This window comes from Psychromonas aquimarina ATCC BAA-1526 (assembly GCF_000428725.1).
Taxonomy (GTDB): domain Bacteria; phylum Pseudomonadota; class Gammaproteobacteria; order Enterobacterales; family Psychromonadaceae; genus Psychromonas; species Psychromonas aquimarina.
Genome location: NZ_AUAM01000028.1, coordinates 17361 through 34027, shown reverse-complemented (window position 1 = coordinate 34027; position 16667 = coordinate 17361). Strand labels below are relative to the sequence as shown.

Below are 16667 nucleotides of genomic sequence, written 5' to 3'. Positions count from 1 at the left end.
ATTCCTGTTTTTTATTCAGAAAATTTTCCGTAACAGTATTGTAAAATACTGAACTTAGAGCAGAATTCATTCACAGGCGGTGGTATAATTTTTCTATCGCCATTTGTTCACCGTGAGTCTGAAACTATGAATAATCCGCTATACCAAAAAAATATTATCTCAATCGCCGATCTATCCCGCACAGATCTTGAACTTATTCTGCAAACAGCCCATTCCTTAAAACAAACTCCGCAGCCTGAACTGTTAAAAAATAAAGTTATCGCCAGCTGCTTTTTTGAGGCATCTACACGTACCCGCCTTTCCTTTGAAACCGCGGTGCAGCGCCTAGGCGGCAGCATAATCGGTTTTGACAGCGGCGGTAATACCTCATTAGCACAAAAGGGCGAAACACTGGCAGACTCTGTTAAAGTGATCTCCTCTTATGCAGACGCATTTTTCATGCGTCATCCGCAGGAAGGTGCCGCACGTCTGGCATCTGAGTTTACTGAGATTCCGGTAATTAACGGCGGTGACGGTGCGAATCAGCATCCGACACAGACTTTGTTAGACTTATTTACCATTTATGAAACGCAGGATACCTTAGACAAGCTTAACATTGCTTTTGTCGGGGATCTTAAATATGGAAGAACGGTACATTCACTCGCGCAGGCACTGTCACTGTTCAACTGTAACTTCTATTTTATTGCGCCCGACGCACTAGCGATGCCGGACTACATTCTGGAAGAACTGACGGATAAAGGTATTAACTACTCGGTGCACGCAAGCATAGAAGAAGTTGTTGATTCACTGGATATTCTGTATATGACCCGCGTGCAGAAAGAACGCTTTGATGAAACTGAATATCAGCATATAAAATCGGCATTTTTATTAAATGCACAAATGCTCACTAATGTGCGTAATAATTTAAAAGTACTGCACCCGCTGCCGCGTATTGATGAAATTCATAATAATGTAGACGACACGCCCTATGCTTATTATTTTCAGCAGGCGCAAAACGGTGTTTATGCACGACAGGCATTACTTGCCTTACTGTTAACAAACCAGTTTCAACTAGAGGTTTAAAGACAATGATGCAGAAAAAATTACAAGTTGAAGCGATTCAACACGGCTCAGTAATTGATCATATTCCTGCTCAGCAGGGAGTTAAGATACTGAAGTTTTTCAAATTTACTCAGACTAATGAAAAAATAACAATCGGCCTTAATTTGTCGACACACAACGGCAAGAGTAAAGATCTGATTAAAGTGGAGAACACCTTTATCAGTGACGAGCAGGCCAACCAGCTGGCACTGTTCGCGCCGAATGCCACAATAAATCAGATAAAAGACTTTAAAGTAGTCAATAAGTTTCCGGTGCAGCTGCCGTCCTCATTTATCGGCGTATTAGCCTGTCCGAACAGCAACTGTATAAGCCATAATGAACCGGTAAAAACTCGTTTCTACGTTAATAACAAATCCGTCTTAAAACTGAAGTGCCATTACTGTGAAAAGTCCTTTCAACGTTCATTTTTTACTGAGCTGGATTGAACAAAAACATTCTGCAGATCTGTCCCTGCCCGCACAGCGGTCCGGGACAGCTATTGATTTTCATCAAGCAAAGTAGAAAACTGTGTTTTTGACCATAAAAACAAGATTGTAAAAGAACAAGTTAGGTTTATACTTATTATCAATCACTTGGATCGTTCATATATTCAAGTAGCTTAGGTACTACTACCTTTCTAATCATAGGCGAGCCTGATAATGCAATATAATACTTCTCTTCTTTGCGATATTTATGCCGACACCGTTGATGTTGTTGAACCTCTATTAACAAACTTTGGTGGTCGTAGTTCTTTTGCCGGTGAAGTTGTCACCATTAAGTGTTTTGAGTCTGTAGGGCTGATTTACAAAGCCCTGGAAGAGAACGGTGCAGGTAAAGTACTGCTTATTGACGGCGGAGGCTCATTACGCCGCGCATTAATTAACGCACATATTGCAGAGCTTGCCGTTGAAAACGACTGGGAAGGTATTGTTGTAAACGGCTGCGTGCGGGAAGTTGATATTCTTGAAGAGTTAGATATCGGTATTCAGGCAATTACAGCTATTCCGGTTGGAGCAGAGGATTCTGATATTGGAGAAACAAATGCTCCGGTTAACTTTGCCGGTGTGACTTTCCTGCCTGAAGATATTCTTTATGCCGACAGCACAGGCATCATTATTTCGCCAGAGCCTTTAGAGACTGACGACAGCGATGACAATGAAGAAACAGAAGAGTTAGAAGTACAATAAATGCTTATACCAATTCCACTAATTAAATAATCTATTTAGGCGTAGGAAAAATGGATTTGGTATTATTAACGAACATTAAAAAGCCCGCTTAACTGCTGTTAAGCGGGCTTTTTTGTATTTGAAAAACTAACAGCTTTTTAACGGTACGGCACAAATAACTTATACAGTTTCTTCGGCTTGTTCGATTTTACCAACTAACGCGCTTAAACGAGACTGCCACTGCTGGTGCTCTTCGCTCAGCTTGATATTTTCAGCCTGTAATAAACCGTTCTTTTCCGCCAGGCTTCGTTTATCTTCTTTTAATTCTTCAACTTCCATCTGCAGTAATGCAATTGTATCAACCGCATTCTGAATTTTGCTTTCTAATTTTTCTAATAGATCTAATGTCATCACTCGCCCCTAAAAAGAATGCATGTCATTTGACATGGTTAATGTTCGTTTAATTCTGTGAGAATAAGCATTACAGTCTGCTTATTCAACCATTGTTTTTGATTTGTCAGTAATATTATAAAATTATCGAGAAATTACAGAGCTCATACTGCCTTCTAAAGTTAATCAGCCGAGTTAACAGCACTTCTGGCTGTATAAGGCCCGCTATATGGGAAAGCAGGCCTTATGCAGCTAAGCTGGAAAATTTACAAACAAATATACTCGTCAGATATAGGTAAAGCCTTTTTACAGATCCTGCTCCATCGAAAGTGACGGCATCTCGCAGGACGGGCGGCCGACAATTTTAGCAGGTACTCCGGCAACCGTTGTATGAGCTGGAACAGCATCTAAAACAACGCTGCCCGCACCAATTTTTGCGCCGATACCGATTTCAATATTGCCTAATACTTTCGCCCCGGCTCCAATCATCACCCCCTGGCGGACTTTCGGATGACGATCGCCGCAGGCTTTACCTGTACCGCCTAAAGTAACTCCCTGCAGTAATGATACATTATCTTCAATCACAGCCGTTTCACCGACAACAACACCGGTAGCATGGTCAAACATAATACCCTGACCAATGGACGCAGCAGGGTGAACATCAACACCAAACAGTTCTGAGCCGCGGTTTTGTAAATACAGGGCTAAAGGAATACGTTTTTCTTTCCATAACCAGTTTGCAACACGATGCACCTGCAGAGCATGAAAACCTTTTAAATACAGCAGCGGAGTGGAATAATCTTCAACAGCAGGATCTCGATCCTGTACGGCGATAATATCTGCCATAGCGGCATTAATAATCTGCGGAGATTTATCGAAGGCCTCATCAATAACTTCACGCATCAGAATTGCAGGCATAGTATGGCTGTCTAAACGGTTTGCCAGCTGATAACTTAATCCTGTTTTTAAGCTGTGATGATTTAAAATTGTTGAATGAAAAAAGCTTGCTAAAACAGGTTCATTCGCAGAAAAACTGCGCGCTTCTTCCCTGATTTTTTCCCATAGCTGCTGCTGAACCGCTTCCATTATTAAGTATCCTTACTGAAGTTAACTGGCTTTGTTTCAAATTGTAGTTTTTCATTCTGTTTTTCTAGCGGAACAACAGAAAGAGGATCCAGATGAATAAGAATATCCGCATGCGGGAATATTCCTTCCAGGGCAGCCTCTAACTTATCCGCCTTGCTATGTGCATCAAATAAACTCTGGTCGTCATCAAGCTCTAAATGCAGCTGAATAAACTTGGTATTACCCGACTGGCGAGTACGCAGATCATGCACCCCGAGCACGCCCGGTATATGATAGGCCATTTTAATAATTTGCTCTTCTTCTGCTTTCGGCAGCTGCTTATCCATTAAGGCATCAATAGACTGCGTGCCTATTTCCCAGGCACCATGCAGGATATATAAACTGACCGCAATAGCAAAAAGTCCATCTGCCCAGTGCCAGCCCATGCCGGCTAAAACTAATGCCAGGAGCACGGCACCGTTCAGGGCAATATCAGTTCGATAGTGTAATGAATCAGCCTTTATCGCCATGCTTCCGGTTTTTTTCACAATATAAGACTGAAATGAAACCAGCGCAAAAGTCACGATTACCGAGAAAATCATCACCGCGATCCCCACATTAGAAGCGACGATCTGATTATCGTTAACTAACGAGGAAATACCATTAAACATAAGTAATACTGAAGAACCGGAAATAAATGCGGCCTGCGCCAAACCAGCCAGACTTTCTGCTTTACCATGACCAAAGCGATGATTATCATCGGCCGGCTGCAGTGCAATTTTAATGGCAAACAGGTTGATGATCGAAGTCATAACATCCATTAACGAATCAGTTAATGCAGCTAAAATACTTGCAGAGCCGGTCATTATCCAGGCAGTCAATTTGACGACAATTAATAAAGAAGCCGCAGCTATGGCAGCCCGCCCTGCAAACTTAACTAATCGTCCATACTCTTCTTTGGTGAGATTGTTGTGCAAAAAATACCTTCAATATGTCGCTTTATGAAGGCATTATTATAACTTGTTTAATTACTTACACCAGTTGGGATTATTTATTCTTCTGCTGAGCACGTTTATCTATTTTCTCCTGCATTTTCTGTTGATGCTGTTCAAAGAGAAGATCCATTTTCCCCTGCTGCTCCGGGGTCAAAGAATGATAAATATCAAAGGTCATCTGCATTCTCTTCAGCTGCGCCTCTTTTCTAAGTGCATTTTTGTCATCAATTAAAGCGCCCGCCTGCGCTTCATCAAAGTCAGAGGCTTTCATTATTGCCATCTGACGTTCATGAAAAGTTCCTCTATTATTGCTCTGCATTTTTTTATCACTGCGGTAATTCTGCATAATAATTTTTATATCAGCCTGCTGCTCAGGAGTCAGATCTACTTGTTTAAGCATTCCCTTAAACGGCATACCGTGGTGACCTCCCTTGCCCCCTGACTTGGCATAAGCCGTAGAAAAAGTAAGAGGAATAATCACACTTGCCAGCAGCACTTTTTTTAATAATGAGTTCATAATATTCTCCTGTCAGAAATGTATTTGACTATAATTAGTCATTTATACAAGTATAAAACAGCACATGCAGCCCAACGTAAAGCATGGGTAATGTTGTGTAAAGAAGTGTAAATATTATTACAAATGGCTTAAAATGTTGTTTAATACCCACATCAATAAAATATGCATTACGCTTACAACTTAACTCTTTACTACGAATGGATTTGAATTAGAGATGAATTTAATTTTACTTTAACCTCTTTATAAGTGACTTACCCTTATACAGAGGTATTTTTTAAGGTCACAATATGAAAAATCTACTCTTAATTGATGATGATAAAGAACTTGTTTCTTTACTTGCCGAATTTTTATCTCTTGAAAACTTCAATATCGACACTGCTTTTGATGGTGAAAGCGGTCTGCAGAAAGCACTTACAGGCAGCTATGATCTGATTTTGCTTGATGTCATGATGCCCCGCATGAACGGTTTTGAAATGTTAAAGTTATTACGGCAAAAAAGTGAAATTCCAGTATTAATGCTCACCGCCAAAGGCGATGAAATTGATAAAGTGTTAGGGCTTGAAATGGGTGCAGATGATTATCTGGCAAAACCATTCAGCGAACGCGAACTGCTTGCCCGTATTCGTGCTATTTTACGCCGTACACAGCATAAAAGCGCAGAAGTTCACAGCAAGATATCACATTTAGATATCGAACTGTTCCCTGCTCAACAGCAGGCGATCTGCCAGGACTTTACTATTGAATTAACCGGTACAGAACTGCTGCTGCTGGAAAAATTCCTGCATAACCCTGGAGAGCTGTTCTCAAAGGCAGAGCTTAGCGAGCAGGTTCTAGGTAAAAAACTGCAGCCTTTTGACCGCAGTATTGATATGCATTTAAGCAACCTGCGCCGCAAACTACCCGCTAGACTTGACGGTCAGACCCGTGTTAAAAACTTCCGAGGACGCGGTTACATGTGGCTGGAAGGTGAAACGCTGACGCAGGAAGCAAGTTAGTAAATATTAACTTCTACAGTTAGGCGCCTTTAGCTGTTTAGCCGGCGCCTGATTTACTGCTATAGTAAGATCTTTTATAACGGGATCTTACTGTGCGGCTGACTTCATTAAATTCACTTTTTATCAAAATATTTCTAGCCTTCTGGTTATTAATACTGCTCCTGACAACCGCATTAATTTTATTACCCAAGCTTGACGGTCGCCAGCTGCAGCCGCTTACAAAAATTGACTCTATCATCTTAAATAAAGAAAAACACCGTATTCAGCGGTATATCGAGCGCCATCCGGAAGCCAACGCAGTACAATTAATAAATTCAGATCCTAGAAGAGGATCCCGCAGTATTTTTTTCACTGATGCGTCCGGCCGTTTAATTAATGATCGTGCTCCAAGAAAAATACGTCAGTTTATTCTTGACAGTAATGAAGCGCAAATCCCCTTAAAAAAAGTAAATAAAAGTAGAACCTATTTAGGCCCTGCGCTTATCAAATATAAACAGCAGTCTCTTTTTCTCTACGTCTCAACCCCGAACAGGAAAGAGTCACTGGCCTTAATTGAGTGGCTGATTGATAATCCGCTGCTGCTGCTTATCACAGCCCTGTCGGTGAGCACTCCGCTGTGTGCATTTTTATCATGGCACTTAACCCATCCGCTGCGTCAGTTAAAAGATGTTGCCAATCAGGTTGCTCAAGGAGACCTCGATACACAGTTTCCTGAGATAAAAAACAGTGATGAAATTACGCAGCTGGCCAGCTCCATGCAGCTGATGGTGCTTTCCTTAAAAAATATGCTTAATAACCAGCAGCGGCTGCTCAGTGACATTTCCCATGAACTGCGCTCTCCCCTGACCCGCCTGGGCCTTGCACTTGCAATCAATAAAAAACACGCAGGAGACAGTAAGGAACTGCAGCGGATCGAGCTTGAAACACAAAGAATCGAGCTGATGATTGCAGAAATGCTCAACCTTTCGCGCATTCAGTTAACTCACGACAGAAAAGAGGACATTGCATTAAATGAGTTTTTAGGAGATTTATTACTGGATGCTAAATTTGAAGCAGATGAGTATGCAAAAACCTTTACCTACCCGGAATTAACATCCACAACAATCAATATTTACCCGGAGCTTGCCTACCGGGCAATAGAGAACATTATCCGTAATGCGATTAAATATGCCCGGCAGACAATCAGCGTCTATATTGCAGTGACTCCGTCAACAATTACTTTAACCATTAAAAATGACGGCGAATTAATCCCGGAGAGTGAACTGACTAATATTTTTCGTCCTTTTTATCGCCTCAATGAATCCAGAGACAGAGAAACGGGCGGGGTCGGTTTAGGTTTGAGTATTGCAGAAAACGCCATGCTTAAACACGGCGGTAAAATTTGGGCGGAAAATATTGATAAGCAGGTATGTATGCATTTACAATTCCCCCGTTTTTCATAATATAAGAAGTAAATAAGATGATTGAAGTCGCTCTGTTTGAACCTGAAATTCCGCCGAACACAGGTAATATTATCCGTTTGTGTGCGAATACGGGCTGCGTATTACATTTAATTGAACCGCTGGGGTTCGACCTGGATGATAAAAAAGTACGTAGAGCCGGACTTGATTATCATGAAATGACCCATGTTCACCGTCACAAGAATTACCAGGCATTTTTAAACGCGACTGCCGGAAAAAGAATTTTTGCCTGCACCACAAAAACCACAACATTTCACAGTAACGCGGCTTTTCAGTCGGGAGATATTTTACTGTTCGGTCCGGAAACCCGTGGTTTACCGGCTGAAATTTTAGATGCACTGCCGCTTGAACAAAAGCTGCGCATTCCAATGAAGGCTGAAAGCCGCTCCATGAACCTGTCTAATGCAGTATCAGTCTTTGTTTATGAAGCCTGGCGCCAGCTTGATTTTGACGGTGCAGTATAAAACGACAGCTATTAAGGGGAGTATTATCCCTTAATAGCGAGTTTATAAGCTTAAGAAGCATGTACTTGATTAAAGCCGTTTTTTTGGGCTGAATGCAGAGCATCATCAGCACGGCTCAGGCATTTTTCAACTGATTCATTATCATTAAACTGAACAACACCAAAGCTGGCCGTCTGTTCCCCTCCTCCTGAAAAGGCAAAGCGGTTAACCGCAGCTCTTATCTCTTCTGCCTGCCTCGAAGCTTCATTCAGGCTGGTTTCCGGACAGACTATTAAAAACTGCCCGCCCCCCCAGCGGCCTAAGACATCACCGCTCTGCAGTCTACTGCTTAATAAACCGCTAAGCGCAGCTAATACCTTATCTCCCTGCAGATAACCCAAATTATCATTAATCAGCTTAAAGTGGTCTATATCAATAAGAATCAGGCTGCATCTGGTTTTATAACGCTGACTTTGTGCAATTTTAAGGCGTAAAACCTGATCCAGGTAGAGGCGGTTACAACAGCCGGTTAATTTATCCGTCTGCGACAGAGCTTTCAGCTGCCTGCTGTGTTTCTTTAATAAACTATGGCGATACAAAAGAAAAACCATAATCACAGCAATAAGAAATAGTGAGACACGCATACGCCCGGGTGAAGAGCGGTCTATATATTTATACTGTACCCACTTAGATAATATCTGATGGCGTTCCTGGGTTGTTTCACTTTTTTTAACTTTATTGATAATGTTCCATAATACCGGTTTGTCACGGTTAACAAACAGGGTTAACTGCATATGGATATCGGTAATACCAACAACACGCAGTTCATAAAGGCCTAACTGCGCCATCTGGTAACTGGCTTCCGCCATACTTAATAAAACCACATCATAGTTATCATCTGCAACGCCCAGCAGTGCTTCATTAATAGAGTCAACTTTAACAAAATCAATATCCGGATAATTAGCAATAATCTCCTGCCCGTAGCCGCTTTGTCCCATCACTGCGATACGCAGATCTTTGGCTGCATTTAAGTCAGTAATATGATGAATATCTCCACGAGCAATCATCACCACCGGATTTTCAATGGTGCTGTAAGTTGCGCGGTACTGCTTTTCAATCTGCGGGTTAGAAGTGCTGCCTGAGATAATATCAGCTTTCTGCACTTTGCCGAGCTGTATGGTATTACTCCAGCTGTTTGTATTAGTGACTTCAAACTTTAACCCTGATTTTTCTGAAATCAGTTTCAGAACTTCAGCCACAATACCCACAAACTGCCCCTCTTCATCAAAACCTTCATAGGGAAACCAGGCAGGAGCACCAATCACAGTGACAGTCGGATTATCTTCCATCCAGCGCAACTCCTGTTCACTAAAAACAAGTTCACTTTGTTCCGTGATATAACTATCTGACTCCTGCGCATAGAGCGTTTTTTCCGAGGCCGTAAGCTGCACAGAAAACGCAATCAAAAATAACAAAAAGAGTAATCGCAAAAAATTTTCCTTGTCTTTAATAAATCGACTTGTTTACGGTTAAGGGTTTTCGGGTTGTAACAACTCCACTATTATCTGTACGCTGCGGTTTCCTCTGAACTCATTAATATCTAAACGGTAGGCGCAATAAACCTTTTTTACCAATGGATTAGGCCAAAAATCAAGATCAACATTAAAAGCAATTGCATCAATTACAGTACCGTCAATTTCCAGCGTCATTTTTAGATGCTTAGCGCCAACCAGACGCTGCTGTAACAGCTTAAATGAACCGTCAAACAGTGGAGCAGGGAACCCCTGCCCCCATGGACCGGCATCCCGCAGCTCCAACGCCTGCTCCAGACTAAACTGAGTTGAACTTAACTGTCCGTCTGACAAAATAACATTGTTTAACAGTTCTGAGTCAAGCTGTTCATTTAAAACCTCATTTAATGTTTTCTCAAACAGTTTAAAATCCTGCTCTTTCAGAGAAAGACCGGCTGCCATTGCGTGACCGCCGAATTTTAAAATTACATTGGGAATTTTTTTATCAACCAGACCCAGCATATCGCGCAGATGCACACCGGGAATAGAGCGTCCGGAAGCTTTTATTTCCCCATTAGCAGCTTTAGCAAACGCAAAAGTCGGCCGGTAATAAGACTCTTTAATCCGCGAAGCAACCAGGCCGATCACACCTTGATGCCAGTCAGCTTCAAACAGACAGATAGCATAGGGAATATTTTTTTCATCTACAGTTAAGTCCGCCAGTGTTTTTAACGCTTCATCCTGCATGCCCTGTTCAATTTCACGGCGGGACTGATTCAGTGCATCAAGTTCGTTAGCAATAATATTCGCCCGTTCTGGATTTTCACACAGCAGCAGCTCAACCCCGTAACTCATTTCGTCTAAGCGCCCGGCGGCATTTAACCTTGGCCCCAGTGAAAAACCTAGATCAGAAGCGACAAGCTGCGCCTGATTTCGTTTAGCAACATTAATTAAAGCACTAATCCCGGGACGGCATACGCCGGCACGAATACGGGCTAATCCCTGCTGTACTAAGGTACGGTTATTAGAATCCAAAGTAACCACATCGGCAACTGTACCTAAAGCAACAATATCTAACAAAGATGCAAGATTAGGCGCTTTAATATTTTCAAAATAACCTTTGCTGTTCATAAATGAACGCAGCGCCAGCATGATATAAAAGGCCACACCGACACCGGCAAGGTTTTTACTAGGGAAATCACAACCACATTGATTAGGATTAACAATGGCATCGGCATCGGGCAGCTCTTCACCAGGCAGGTGGTGGTCTGTCACTAAGACCTGCAGGCCTTTATCTTTTGCATATTTAACACCGGAAATACTGGAAATACCATTATCAACGGTCATCAGCAGCTGCGCGCCTTTCCCTATTGCTAAATCAACTATTTCGGGACTTAAGCCGTAGCCGTAATCAAAGCGGTTGGGGATAAGGTAGTCAATATTACTAAAACCTAATGCTCGCAGCGCTAAAATACTCAATGCAGTACTTGTTGCACCATCGGCATCGAAGTCTCCGACAACAATTATTTTCTGCGAGGATAATAACGCCTGATAGAGCAGTTCACAGGCGGCCGTAATGCCCTTTAACTGACTGGCGGCTAACAAGTTTTTGGTGCTGTTGTCCAGCTCGAGCGCACTATTGATACCGCGATTAGCATAAAGCTGCTTTAACAGCGGTGAGCAGGAAAGATTAAGAAAACCACAATCAACTGGGATTCTAGTTTTTACTTGAATTGGGGTCATAAATAAAACCATTGCTCCGGTAAAAAAAATACGTATGCAATTGGTATAAACTGCACGATAGAGAAATATCGGTGCAGTTTATACCCAACCTACCTCAAGATGCAAAAACCAGAAACTAAAGAGGCTGGCTCGAAGTAGAATGGGTGTATAAAGTGTCCGCTATTATTTTTGTTCTAACACCTGAATTAATCGATTTGCCGGTAAATACCCAGGTTTAAGCGAGCCGTCTTCTAAAATAATCGCCGGAGTGCCCCTAACGCCGAAAAACTGACCTAACTCATACTGTTCCTTAACCGTATTTTTACAAGTTTTATATTCCGGCTGTTTACCGCTTTTAGCAAGATTCATGGCAGCAACAGGATCATCCGCACACCAGATTGAAACCATTGTATTATAGGTAGCAGTGTTAGGGCCGCTCCGTGGAAAAGCCAGATAGCGAACAGTAATACCTAACTTATTATAATCTTCAATCTGTTCATGCAGCTTACGACAGTAGCCGCAGCTGGTATCGGTAAAGACAGTAATGACATGTTTTTCATCTTCTGCTTTATAAACAATCATGTCTTTCTCAAAAGCCTGTAACTTACTGAGGTTGGCTGATATTCTATCTCTGCTCAGTTTAGAGCGCTTCTGCTCCGTCAAATTATGCATCTGATTATCTAAATCATAAATATTACCGTGCACCAGATACTTCATATTCTCACTAATATAATAAACCTCTCCACCGGCAGTCACTTCATATAAACCGTCAACAGTAGATTTACTGACAGAGCTTACTGGAATGTTAAGCATCTGCATTTTTGCCTGGATCTTTTCTGAGATCTCTTTTGAAATAGATTCAGCCGCAGATGTAAAAGAAGAGAAGCTGGTTAATACAAATAAGCAGGCCACACCTGTTTTTGAAAAAATAGTCCGCATAAAAACCTCAAGTTGGTCATAAAATCAGGGAAAAAATAATATAACAGTGATTATGCCCAGAACAGCCTTAATTGTGAATGTTTAAATTTTGTAACAATTGTCTGCGGCTACGCTCTCGGGTGATGCTCCTGATGCAGATCTTTTAATCTGTCCTGCGCAATATGGGTGTATATCTGCGTTGTAGACAGATCACTATGCCCTAATAACATCTGCACTACTCTTAGATTTTTACTCCATAACATAATTTAATAAGCAGTAGTTACGCTCTCGGATGATGTTCCTGATGCTGGTCTTTTAACCTGTCCTGCGCAATATGGGTGTATATCTGCGTTGTAGAAAGATCACTATGACCTAATAACATCTGCACTACTCTTAGATTTTTACTTCATAACATAATTTAATAAGCAGCTACGCTCTCGGGTGATGCTCCTGGTGCAGATCCTTTAACCTGTCCTGCGCAATATGGGTGTATATCTGCGTTGTAGATAGATCACTATGGCCTAATAACATCTGCACTACCCTTAAGTCTGCACCATAATTTAATAAATGTGTGGCAAAAGCATGACGCAATACATGGGGAGATAATGCTTCCTTATCTATCCCGCAGACCTGCGCATAAAATTTAATACGATGCCAGAATGTCTGCCGCACCATTACTTTTGCACGGCGGCTGGGGAATAAAATATCACTGCTCTGCCCTTTCAGCAGCTCTGCCCGCGCCTCTTCAAGGTAGCGTTCAACCCAGTAAACCGCTTCTTCACCTAAAGGAACCAGGCGTGTTTTGTTACCTTTACCGGTAATACGCACCACCCCCTGCTGCAGATTTATCTCCTCCATGGTTAAACCAACTAGTTCTGTAACACGCAGCCCCGTTGCATATAAAAGCTCTAACATAGCCTTATCACGAAACTGCACCACATCACTAAGTTCCGGAGCTGATAACAAACCGTCAACTTCAGACTCGGATAACGATTTCGGCAGTGGTTTAATGGTTTTAGGACTTTGCAGTTTTGCGCTGGGATCATCTTGTCTGATTTTCTCTCTGCATAAATACTGGTAATAACGGCGTAAGGCACTCATCAAACGGGCGGTTGAACTGTTCTTATATTCTTTGTCACAGTTTAATCTAAAACTGAAATAATCACTTAAATCCGAAAAATCGGCATTAGTTAATGTCCGGCCGTTATTATGCAGGAAATCTTCAACCAGACGCAGATCATGACGATAAGAATCCAGCGTATTTTTTGATAATCCCCGCTCTAGCCATAATGAATCTAAAAATTGGTCAATGGTTAATTCTTCCATTAAACTCTCCTCTTCTTTCCTGCTAAGGTTTTAATTATGAAAATTGGTTTATTTTACGGTTCCAGCACTTGTTATACAGAAATCGCGGCTGAAAAAATTCAAGCCTGCATAGGTGCAGATCTAGTGGATGTATTTAACATAAAAACCGAGCCGCTTAGCAAGATAAATGATTATGATATTCTTATTCTCGGTATTTCCACATGGGATTACGGCGAACTGCAGGAAGACTGGGGAGCAATCTGGGATGAACTTGAGTCAGTTAATGCGGAAGGCAAGATAATCGCTTTATACGGCTTAGGTGATCAGGAAGGTTATGGAGAATGGTTTATTGACGCAGTGGGTATGCTCCATCAACAGTTATCTCCGCAGGCCCCGCAGTTTATCGGTTACTGGCCGACAGAAGGCTACCAGTTCAGCGCATCTAAAGCATTAACTGCAGACGGCACACAGTTTATGGGTCTGGCACTTGATGAAGACTCTCAATATGAGCTTAGTGATGAGCGTATCGAGCAGTGGTGTTTACAAATTCTCCAGGAGATCGAGTTATTACTGTAAATCAGCTTATTTGAGGCTCTGCAGCAGCACCGAAAATGCTCAGATTTTAACTTTGTTGATCGAAATACGATCAACAAAGTAGCTTTAAGGCTTTTTTTTACATCACAGATCACATTTCAACCATTACTTTTTAGTTATTTAATTTCAGCATCGTTACTATCCTGATCCAGATCAACCTGATTTAAAACGTATTCGTTAAGCTACGCGACCAATAAAATTGGAAATAGCTGGTCGTTTTATATATTACCGCTTCATTTACCAGTTAAATCCTATTACCTAATTCTTTTAAAATTAAAACACTCTAACCGTGAGGGAGTACCCGATTATGTCGGATGAAAAACAAACTAAGAGTTATAGCGAACTGCATAAGCCCGCAAGTGAATTTGCGACTCGTTCAGACTACTTAGACCATGAACTGCAGATTATGAAACCACGCCGTTGGGGTTTAAACCTTCCTGGTCGTGATTTCCGATTTGAATGGGAAGATCTTGTTCCTGCAATCGCCGGTACTATCGGTATTATCGCAATGTACTCTGCGGTTATGATGTCATGGGCTGACGGGCTGACCGAAGCCTGGCCGCATATTACTCTTGGTAAAGAGTTTGCTATCGAAGTTTCTCGTGTAGAGATGCTTATCCCGGCACTGCTTTTCTGTGTTATCGCATCAGGTTTTCTTAACCCGCGCGCTAACTTAGCGGGTAACCACGGTCCAATGATTCCATTAATCGGTGCAATTGCACTGGCTGGTGCTCACCCTCTTGCACTGGCACTATTATTAGGTGTATTTGGTCTATTACTTAGTTACTTTAAAGGCGGTTCGAAACTGGTTAACTTAACCAGTGAAGGTGTTGCCGGCGGTTTATTAGTATTCTTAGGTTTCACCGGTGCATTCAGTCAGATTGGAATGATTCAGAGCTGGTCTAAAGGTTTAGAATCTGCTGATGTTGCTGCTGGAAGCATGGGTTATGTCGGCCTGGTTGTGCTTGCTGTTAACGTTATTCTTTACGCATTCCTTGCACGTATCAATAAACGCTGGTTAGCAATTCCGGCATGTGCAATTACCGGTTTACTGATTGCTCTTGCTGCAGGTGCTGGTTTTGACTTAACTTTTGAAACTCAAATGGGGCTTCCTAACCTTAACCCTGTTTACTGGTGGGGAAGTACAACTGAAGGCTGGATGCTTGGTTTACCAAACCTAGAGCACTTCATTGCATCACTGCCGTTTGCAATCTTAGCAGTAGCAATGTGGTCGCCAGACTTCCTAGGTCACCGTATCTTCCAGGAATTAAACTACCCGAGAAACACTGATAAAGTGTTAATGGATGTTGATGATACAATGACAACCTGTTCAATTCGTCAAATCGTTGGTACTGCTGTTGGCGGTGGTAACATCACGTCATCTTGGGGTACTTACATGATTCCGGCGGCAATCGCTAAACGCCCGATTCCAGGCGGTGCAATCCTGCTTGGTTCTTTATGTATCATTATTGCAATCTTAGGTTTCCCTATGGATGTTGCGGTATGGCCTCCTGTAATGCGTGTTGCTCTGCTTGTTGGTGTATTCTTACCATTACTTGAAGCAGGTATGCAGATGATTAAAAATACTAAAGACTCACAGTCTGCCGGTATCTGTATCTTCTCAGCAGCGGTATTTAACCCGGTACTTGCCTGGGCATTAACTATGCTGCTTGATAACAACGGCCTGATTGGTGATAAAGAACGTGCTACTAAACTTTCGTTTTTAGATAAAATCATCATCCCTGGTACAGTATTAGTTATCTGTTTCATCGCTATGCTTGCAGTTGGTATGTTTGAAGGTAAATACGGTATTCCAGCGCTTCTATAACGGTTCGCAAAGTAAGAATATGATAAAGGCGCCTCTCAAGGCGCCTTTTTTATTTGTCAGAGATTAAAGCGCAAAAAGGCCGACTAGCGCAGACTAGTCGGCCTTTTATTTTTACTATTCCCGAATATATTTAGGCTTGAGCACGTAAATCAATAACTAAATCAGTATCTATCTCCTGCAGAGAATTAATCAGCTGATCCTTATTGAAGCTGTCGGAAACTGCTATCTTAAACTGACTGGTAAATACCGTACCGCCGATATCAGGCAGACCTAAACGATGGCACTGCATATCTTCAACTTTAATACTGTTTTCACTAAGCACCTGTGAAATCTGACTAACCAGACCTGGGCGGTCTTTGGCATCAATACTTAAGTTTAAGTGCGTTGATTTAGTCTGTGAAACGCTGCCCTGCTCAACAGCCTCAACATGAATATCTAAGGCTTTGAATTCACTAAGCAGCGTTGCAACATTCTCCGCTTTAATTTCGATTTTAATAAGTCCGGCAAAATAATCATCTATATGGCTGATTCGACTGTTTAACCATTTACCATCTAAAGCATGGGTTTTTTCTGATAATACTTTTACTAAGTCAGTTTGATTTGAGCCGCTAACTGTGACCATTATTTGAACATTCATAAACTTACTCCCATAGATGATTTACACGATTAAACGATAAT

General features: G+C 41.8%; 18 protein-coding genes and 1 pseudogene. 8 read left to right on the top strand and 11 right to left on the bottom strand.

All coding sequences use genetic code 11. The features are described 5' to 3' along the window. The first annotated feature begins 126 nt into the window (after positions 1-126). The 3 genes from pyrB (at position 127) to rraA (ending at position 2267) form a co-directional block, all read left to right on the top strand. Positions 127-1062, top strand: a complete 936-nt coding sequence (pyrB, locus tag G337_RS0111855; protein WP_028864074.1) for an aspartate carbamoyltransferase — start codon at positions 127-129, stop codon at positions 1060-1062. 8 nt (positions 1063-1070) lie between these two features. Continuing rightward, a complete protein-coding gene (gene pyrI / locus G337_RS0111850) occupies positions 1071-1526 on the top strand; it encodes an aspartate carbamoyltransferase regulatory subunit (RefSeq protein WP_028864073.1) in 456 nt (151 codons plus the stop codon). A gap of 213 nt (positions 1527-1739) precedes the next feature. Further along, positions 1740-2267 (top strand): ribonuclease E activity regulator RraA, encoded by a 528-nt coding sequence (gene rraA, locus G337_RS0111845; RefSeq protein WP_028864072.1) that lies wholly within the window; start codon positions 1740-1742, stop codon positions 2265-2267. Between the two features lie 159 nt (positions 2268-2426). Here rraA and G337_RS0111840 read toward each other — a convergent pair whose 3' ends face one another. The 4 genes from G337_RS0111840 to G337_RS26140 all read right to left on the bottom strand — a co-directional run bounded on the left by G337_RS0111840 (position 2427) and on the right by G337_RS26140 (position 5213). Next, a complete protein-coding gene (locus G337_RS0111840; RefSeq protein WP_019615861.1) occupies positions 2427-2657 on the bottom strand; it encodes a cell division protein ZapB in 231 nt (76 codons plus the stop codon). A 285-nt stretch (positions 2658-2942) separates the two neighbouring features. Then, positions 2943-3722: a serine O-acetyltransferase gene (gene cysE / locus G337_RS0111835; protein ID WP_028864071.1), complete on the bottom strand. Its 780-nt coding sequence runs from the start codon at positions 3720-3722 to the stop codon at positions 2943-2945. 2 nt (positions 3723-3724) lie between these two features. Then, positions 3725-4678 (bottom strand): cation diffusion facilitator family transporter, encoded by a 954-nt coding sequence (locus G337_RS0111830; RefSeq protein ID WP_028864070.1) that lies wholly within the window; start codon positions 4676-4678, stop codon positions 3725-3727. A gap of 70 nt (positions 4679-4748) precedes the next feature. Continuing rightward, on the bottom strand, positions 4749-5213 hold the full coding sequence (locus G337_RS26140) for a Spy/CpxP family protein refolding chaperone (protein WP_051303195.1): 465 nt from the start codon (positions 5211-5213) through the stop codon (positions 4749-4751). A 287-nt stretch (positions 5214-5500) separates the two neighbouring features. Between G337_RS26140 and G337_RS0111820 the strand changes: the two genes are divergently transcribed. From G337_RS0111820 to trmL, 3 genes are all read left to right on the top strand, one after another. Beyond that, positions 5501-6208, top strand: a complete 708-nt coding sequence (locus G337_RS0111820) for a response regulator (RefSeq protein WP_028864069.1) — start codon at positions 5501-5503, stop codon at positions 6206-6208. A 92-nt stretch (positions 6209-6300) separates the two neighbouring features. Further along, the gene (locus G337_RS0111815) at positions 6301-7650 is read left to right on the top strand and encodes an ATP-binding protein (protein WP_028864068.1); all 1350 of its coding nucleotides are present in this window, start codon (positions 6301-6303) and stop codon (positions 7648-7650) included. A 17-nt stretch (positions 7651-7667) separates the two neighbouring features. Further along, entirely contained in the window at positions 7668-8132 is a 465-nt protein-coding gene (trmL, locus tag G337_RS0111810) for a tRNA (uridine(34)/cytosine(34)/5-carboxymethylaminomethyluridine(34)-2'-O)-methyltransferase TrmL (RefSeq protein WP_028864067.1), read from the top strand. 50 nt (positions 8133-8182) lie between these two features. Here the strand turns inward: trmL and G337_RS0111805 are convergent, their stop codons facing one another. The 6 genes and pseudogenes from G337_RS0111805 to xerD (G337_RS0111785) all read right to left on the bottom strand — a co-directional run bounded on the left by G337_RS0111805 (position 8183) and on the right by xerD (G337_RS0111785) (position 13588). Further along, a complete protein-coding gene (locus G337_RS0111805) occupies positions 8183-9601 on the bottom strand; it encodes a transporter substrate-binding domain-containing diguanylate cyclase (RefSeq protein ID WP_157619294.1) in 1419 nt (472 codons plus the stop codon). Positions 9602-9640: 39 nt separating this feature from the next. After that, a complete protein-coding gene (gene recJ / locus G337_RS0111800; protein WP_028864065.1) occupies positions 9641-11365 on the bottom strand; it encodes a single-stranded-DNA-specific exonuclease RecJ in 1725 nt (574 codons plus the stop codon). 162 nt (positions 11366-11527) lie between these two features. Next, entirely contained in the window at positions 11528-12283 is a 756-nt protein-coding gene (gene dsbC / locus G337_RS0111795; RefSeq protein ID WP_037027382.1) for a bifunctional protein-disulfide isomerase/oxidoreductase DsbC, read from the bottom strand. 107 nt (positions 12284-12390) lie between these two features. Next, a complete protein-coding gene (locus G337_RS28210) occupies positions 12391-12525 on the bottom strand; it encodes a tyrosine-type recombinase/integrase (RefSeq protein WP_084605351.1) in 135 nt (44 codons plus the stop codon). Positions 12526-12542: 17 nt separating this feature from the next. Next, positions 12543-12653: pseudogene (xerD, locus tag G337_RS28205) on the bottom strand (site-specific tyrosine recombinase XerD); the annotation flags it as partial. Positions 12654-12691: 38 nt separating this feature from the next. Next, on the bottom strand, positions 12692-13588 hold the full coding sequence (gene xerD / locus G337_RS0111785; RefSeq protein WP_028864063.1) for a site-specific tyrosine recombinase XerD: 897 nt from the start codon (positions 13586-13588) through the stop codon (positions 12692-12694). Between the two features lie 36 nt (positions 13589-13624). Here xerD (G337_RS0111785) and fldB point away from each other — a divergent pair, with 36 nt between their 5' ends. After that, on the top strand, positions 13625-14143 hold the full coding sequence (gene fldB / locus G337_RS0111780) for a flavodoxin FldB (protein ID WP_028864062.1): 519 nt from the start codon (positions 13625-13627) through the stop codon (positions 14141-14143). A gap of 325 nt (positions 14144-14468) precedes the next feature. Further along, positions 14469-15989 (top strand): DUF3360 family protein, encoded by a 1521-nt coding sequence (locus G337_RS0111775; protein ID WP_028864061.1) that lies wholly within the window; start codon positions 14469-14471, stop codon positions 15987-15989. A gap of 130 nt (positions 15990-16119) precedes the next feature. Here the strand turns inward: G337_RS0111775 and G337_RS0111770 are convergent, their stop codons facing one another. After that, entirely contained in the window at positions 16120-16626 is a 507-nt protein-coding gene (locus tag G337_RS0111770; protein WP_028864060.1) for a glycine cleavage system transcriptional repressor, read from the bottom strand. Positions 16627-16667: the final 41 nt, after the last annotated feature.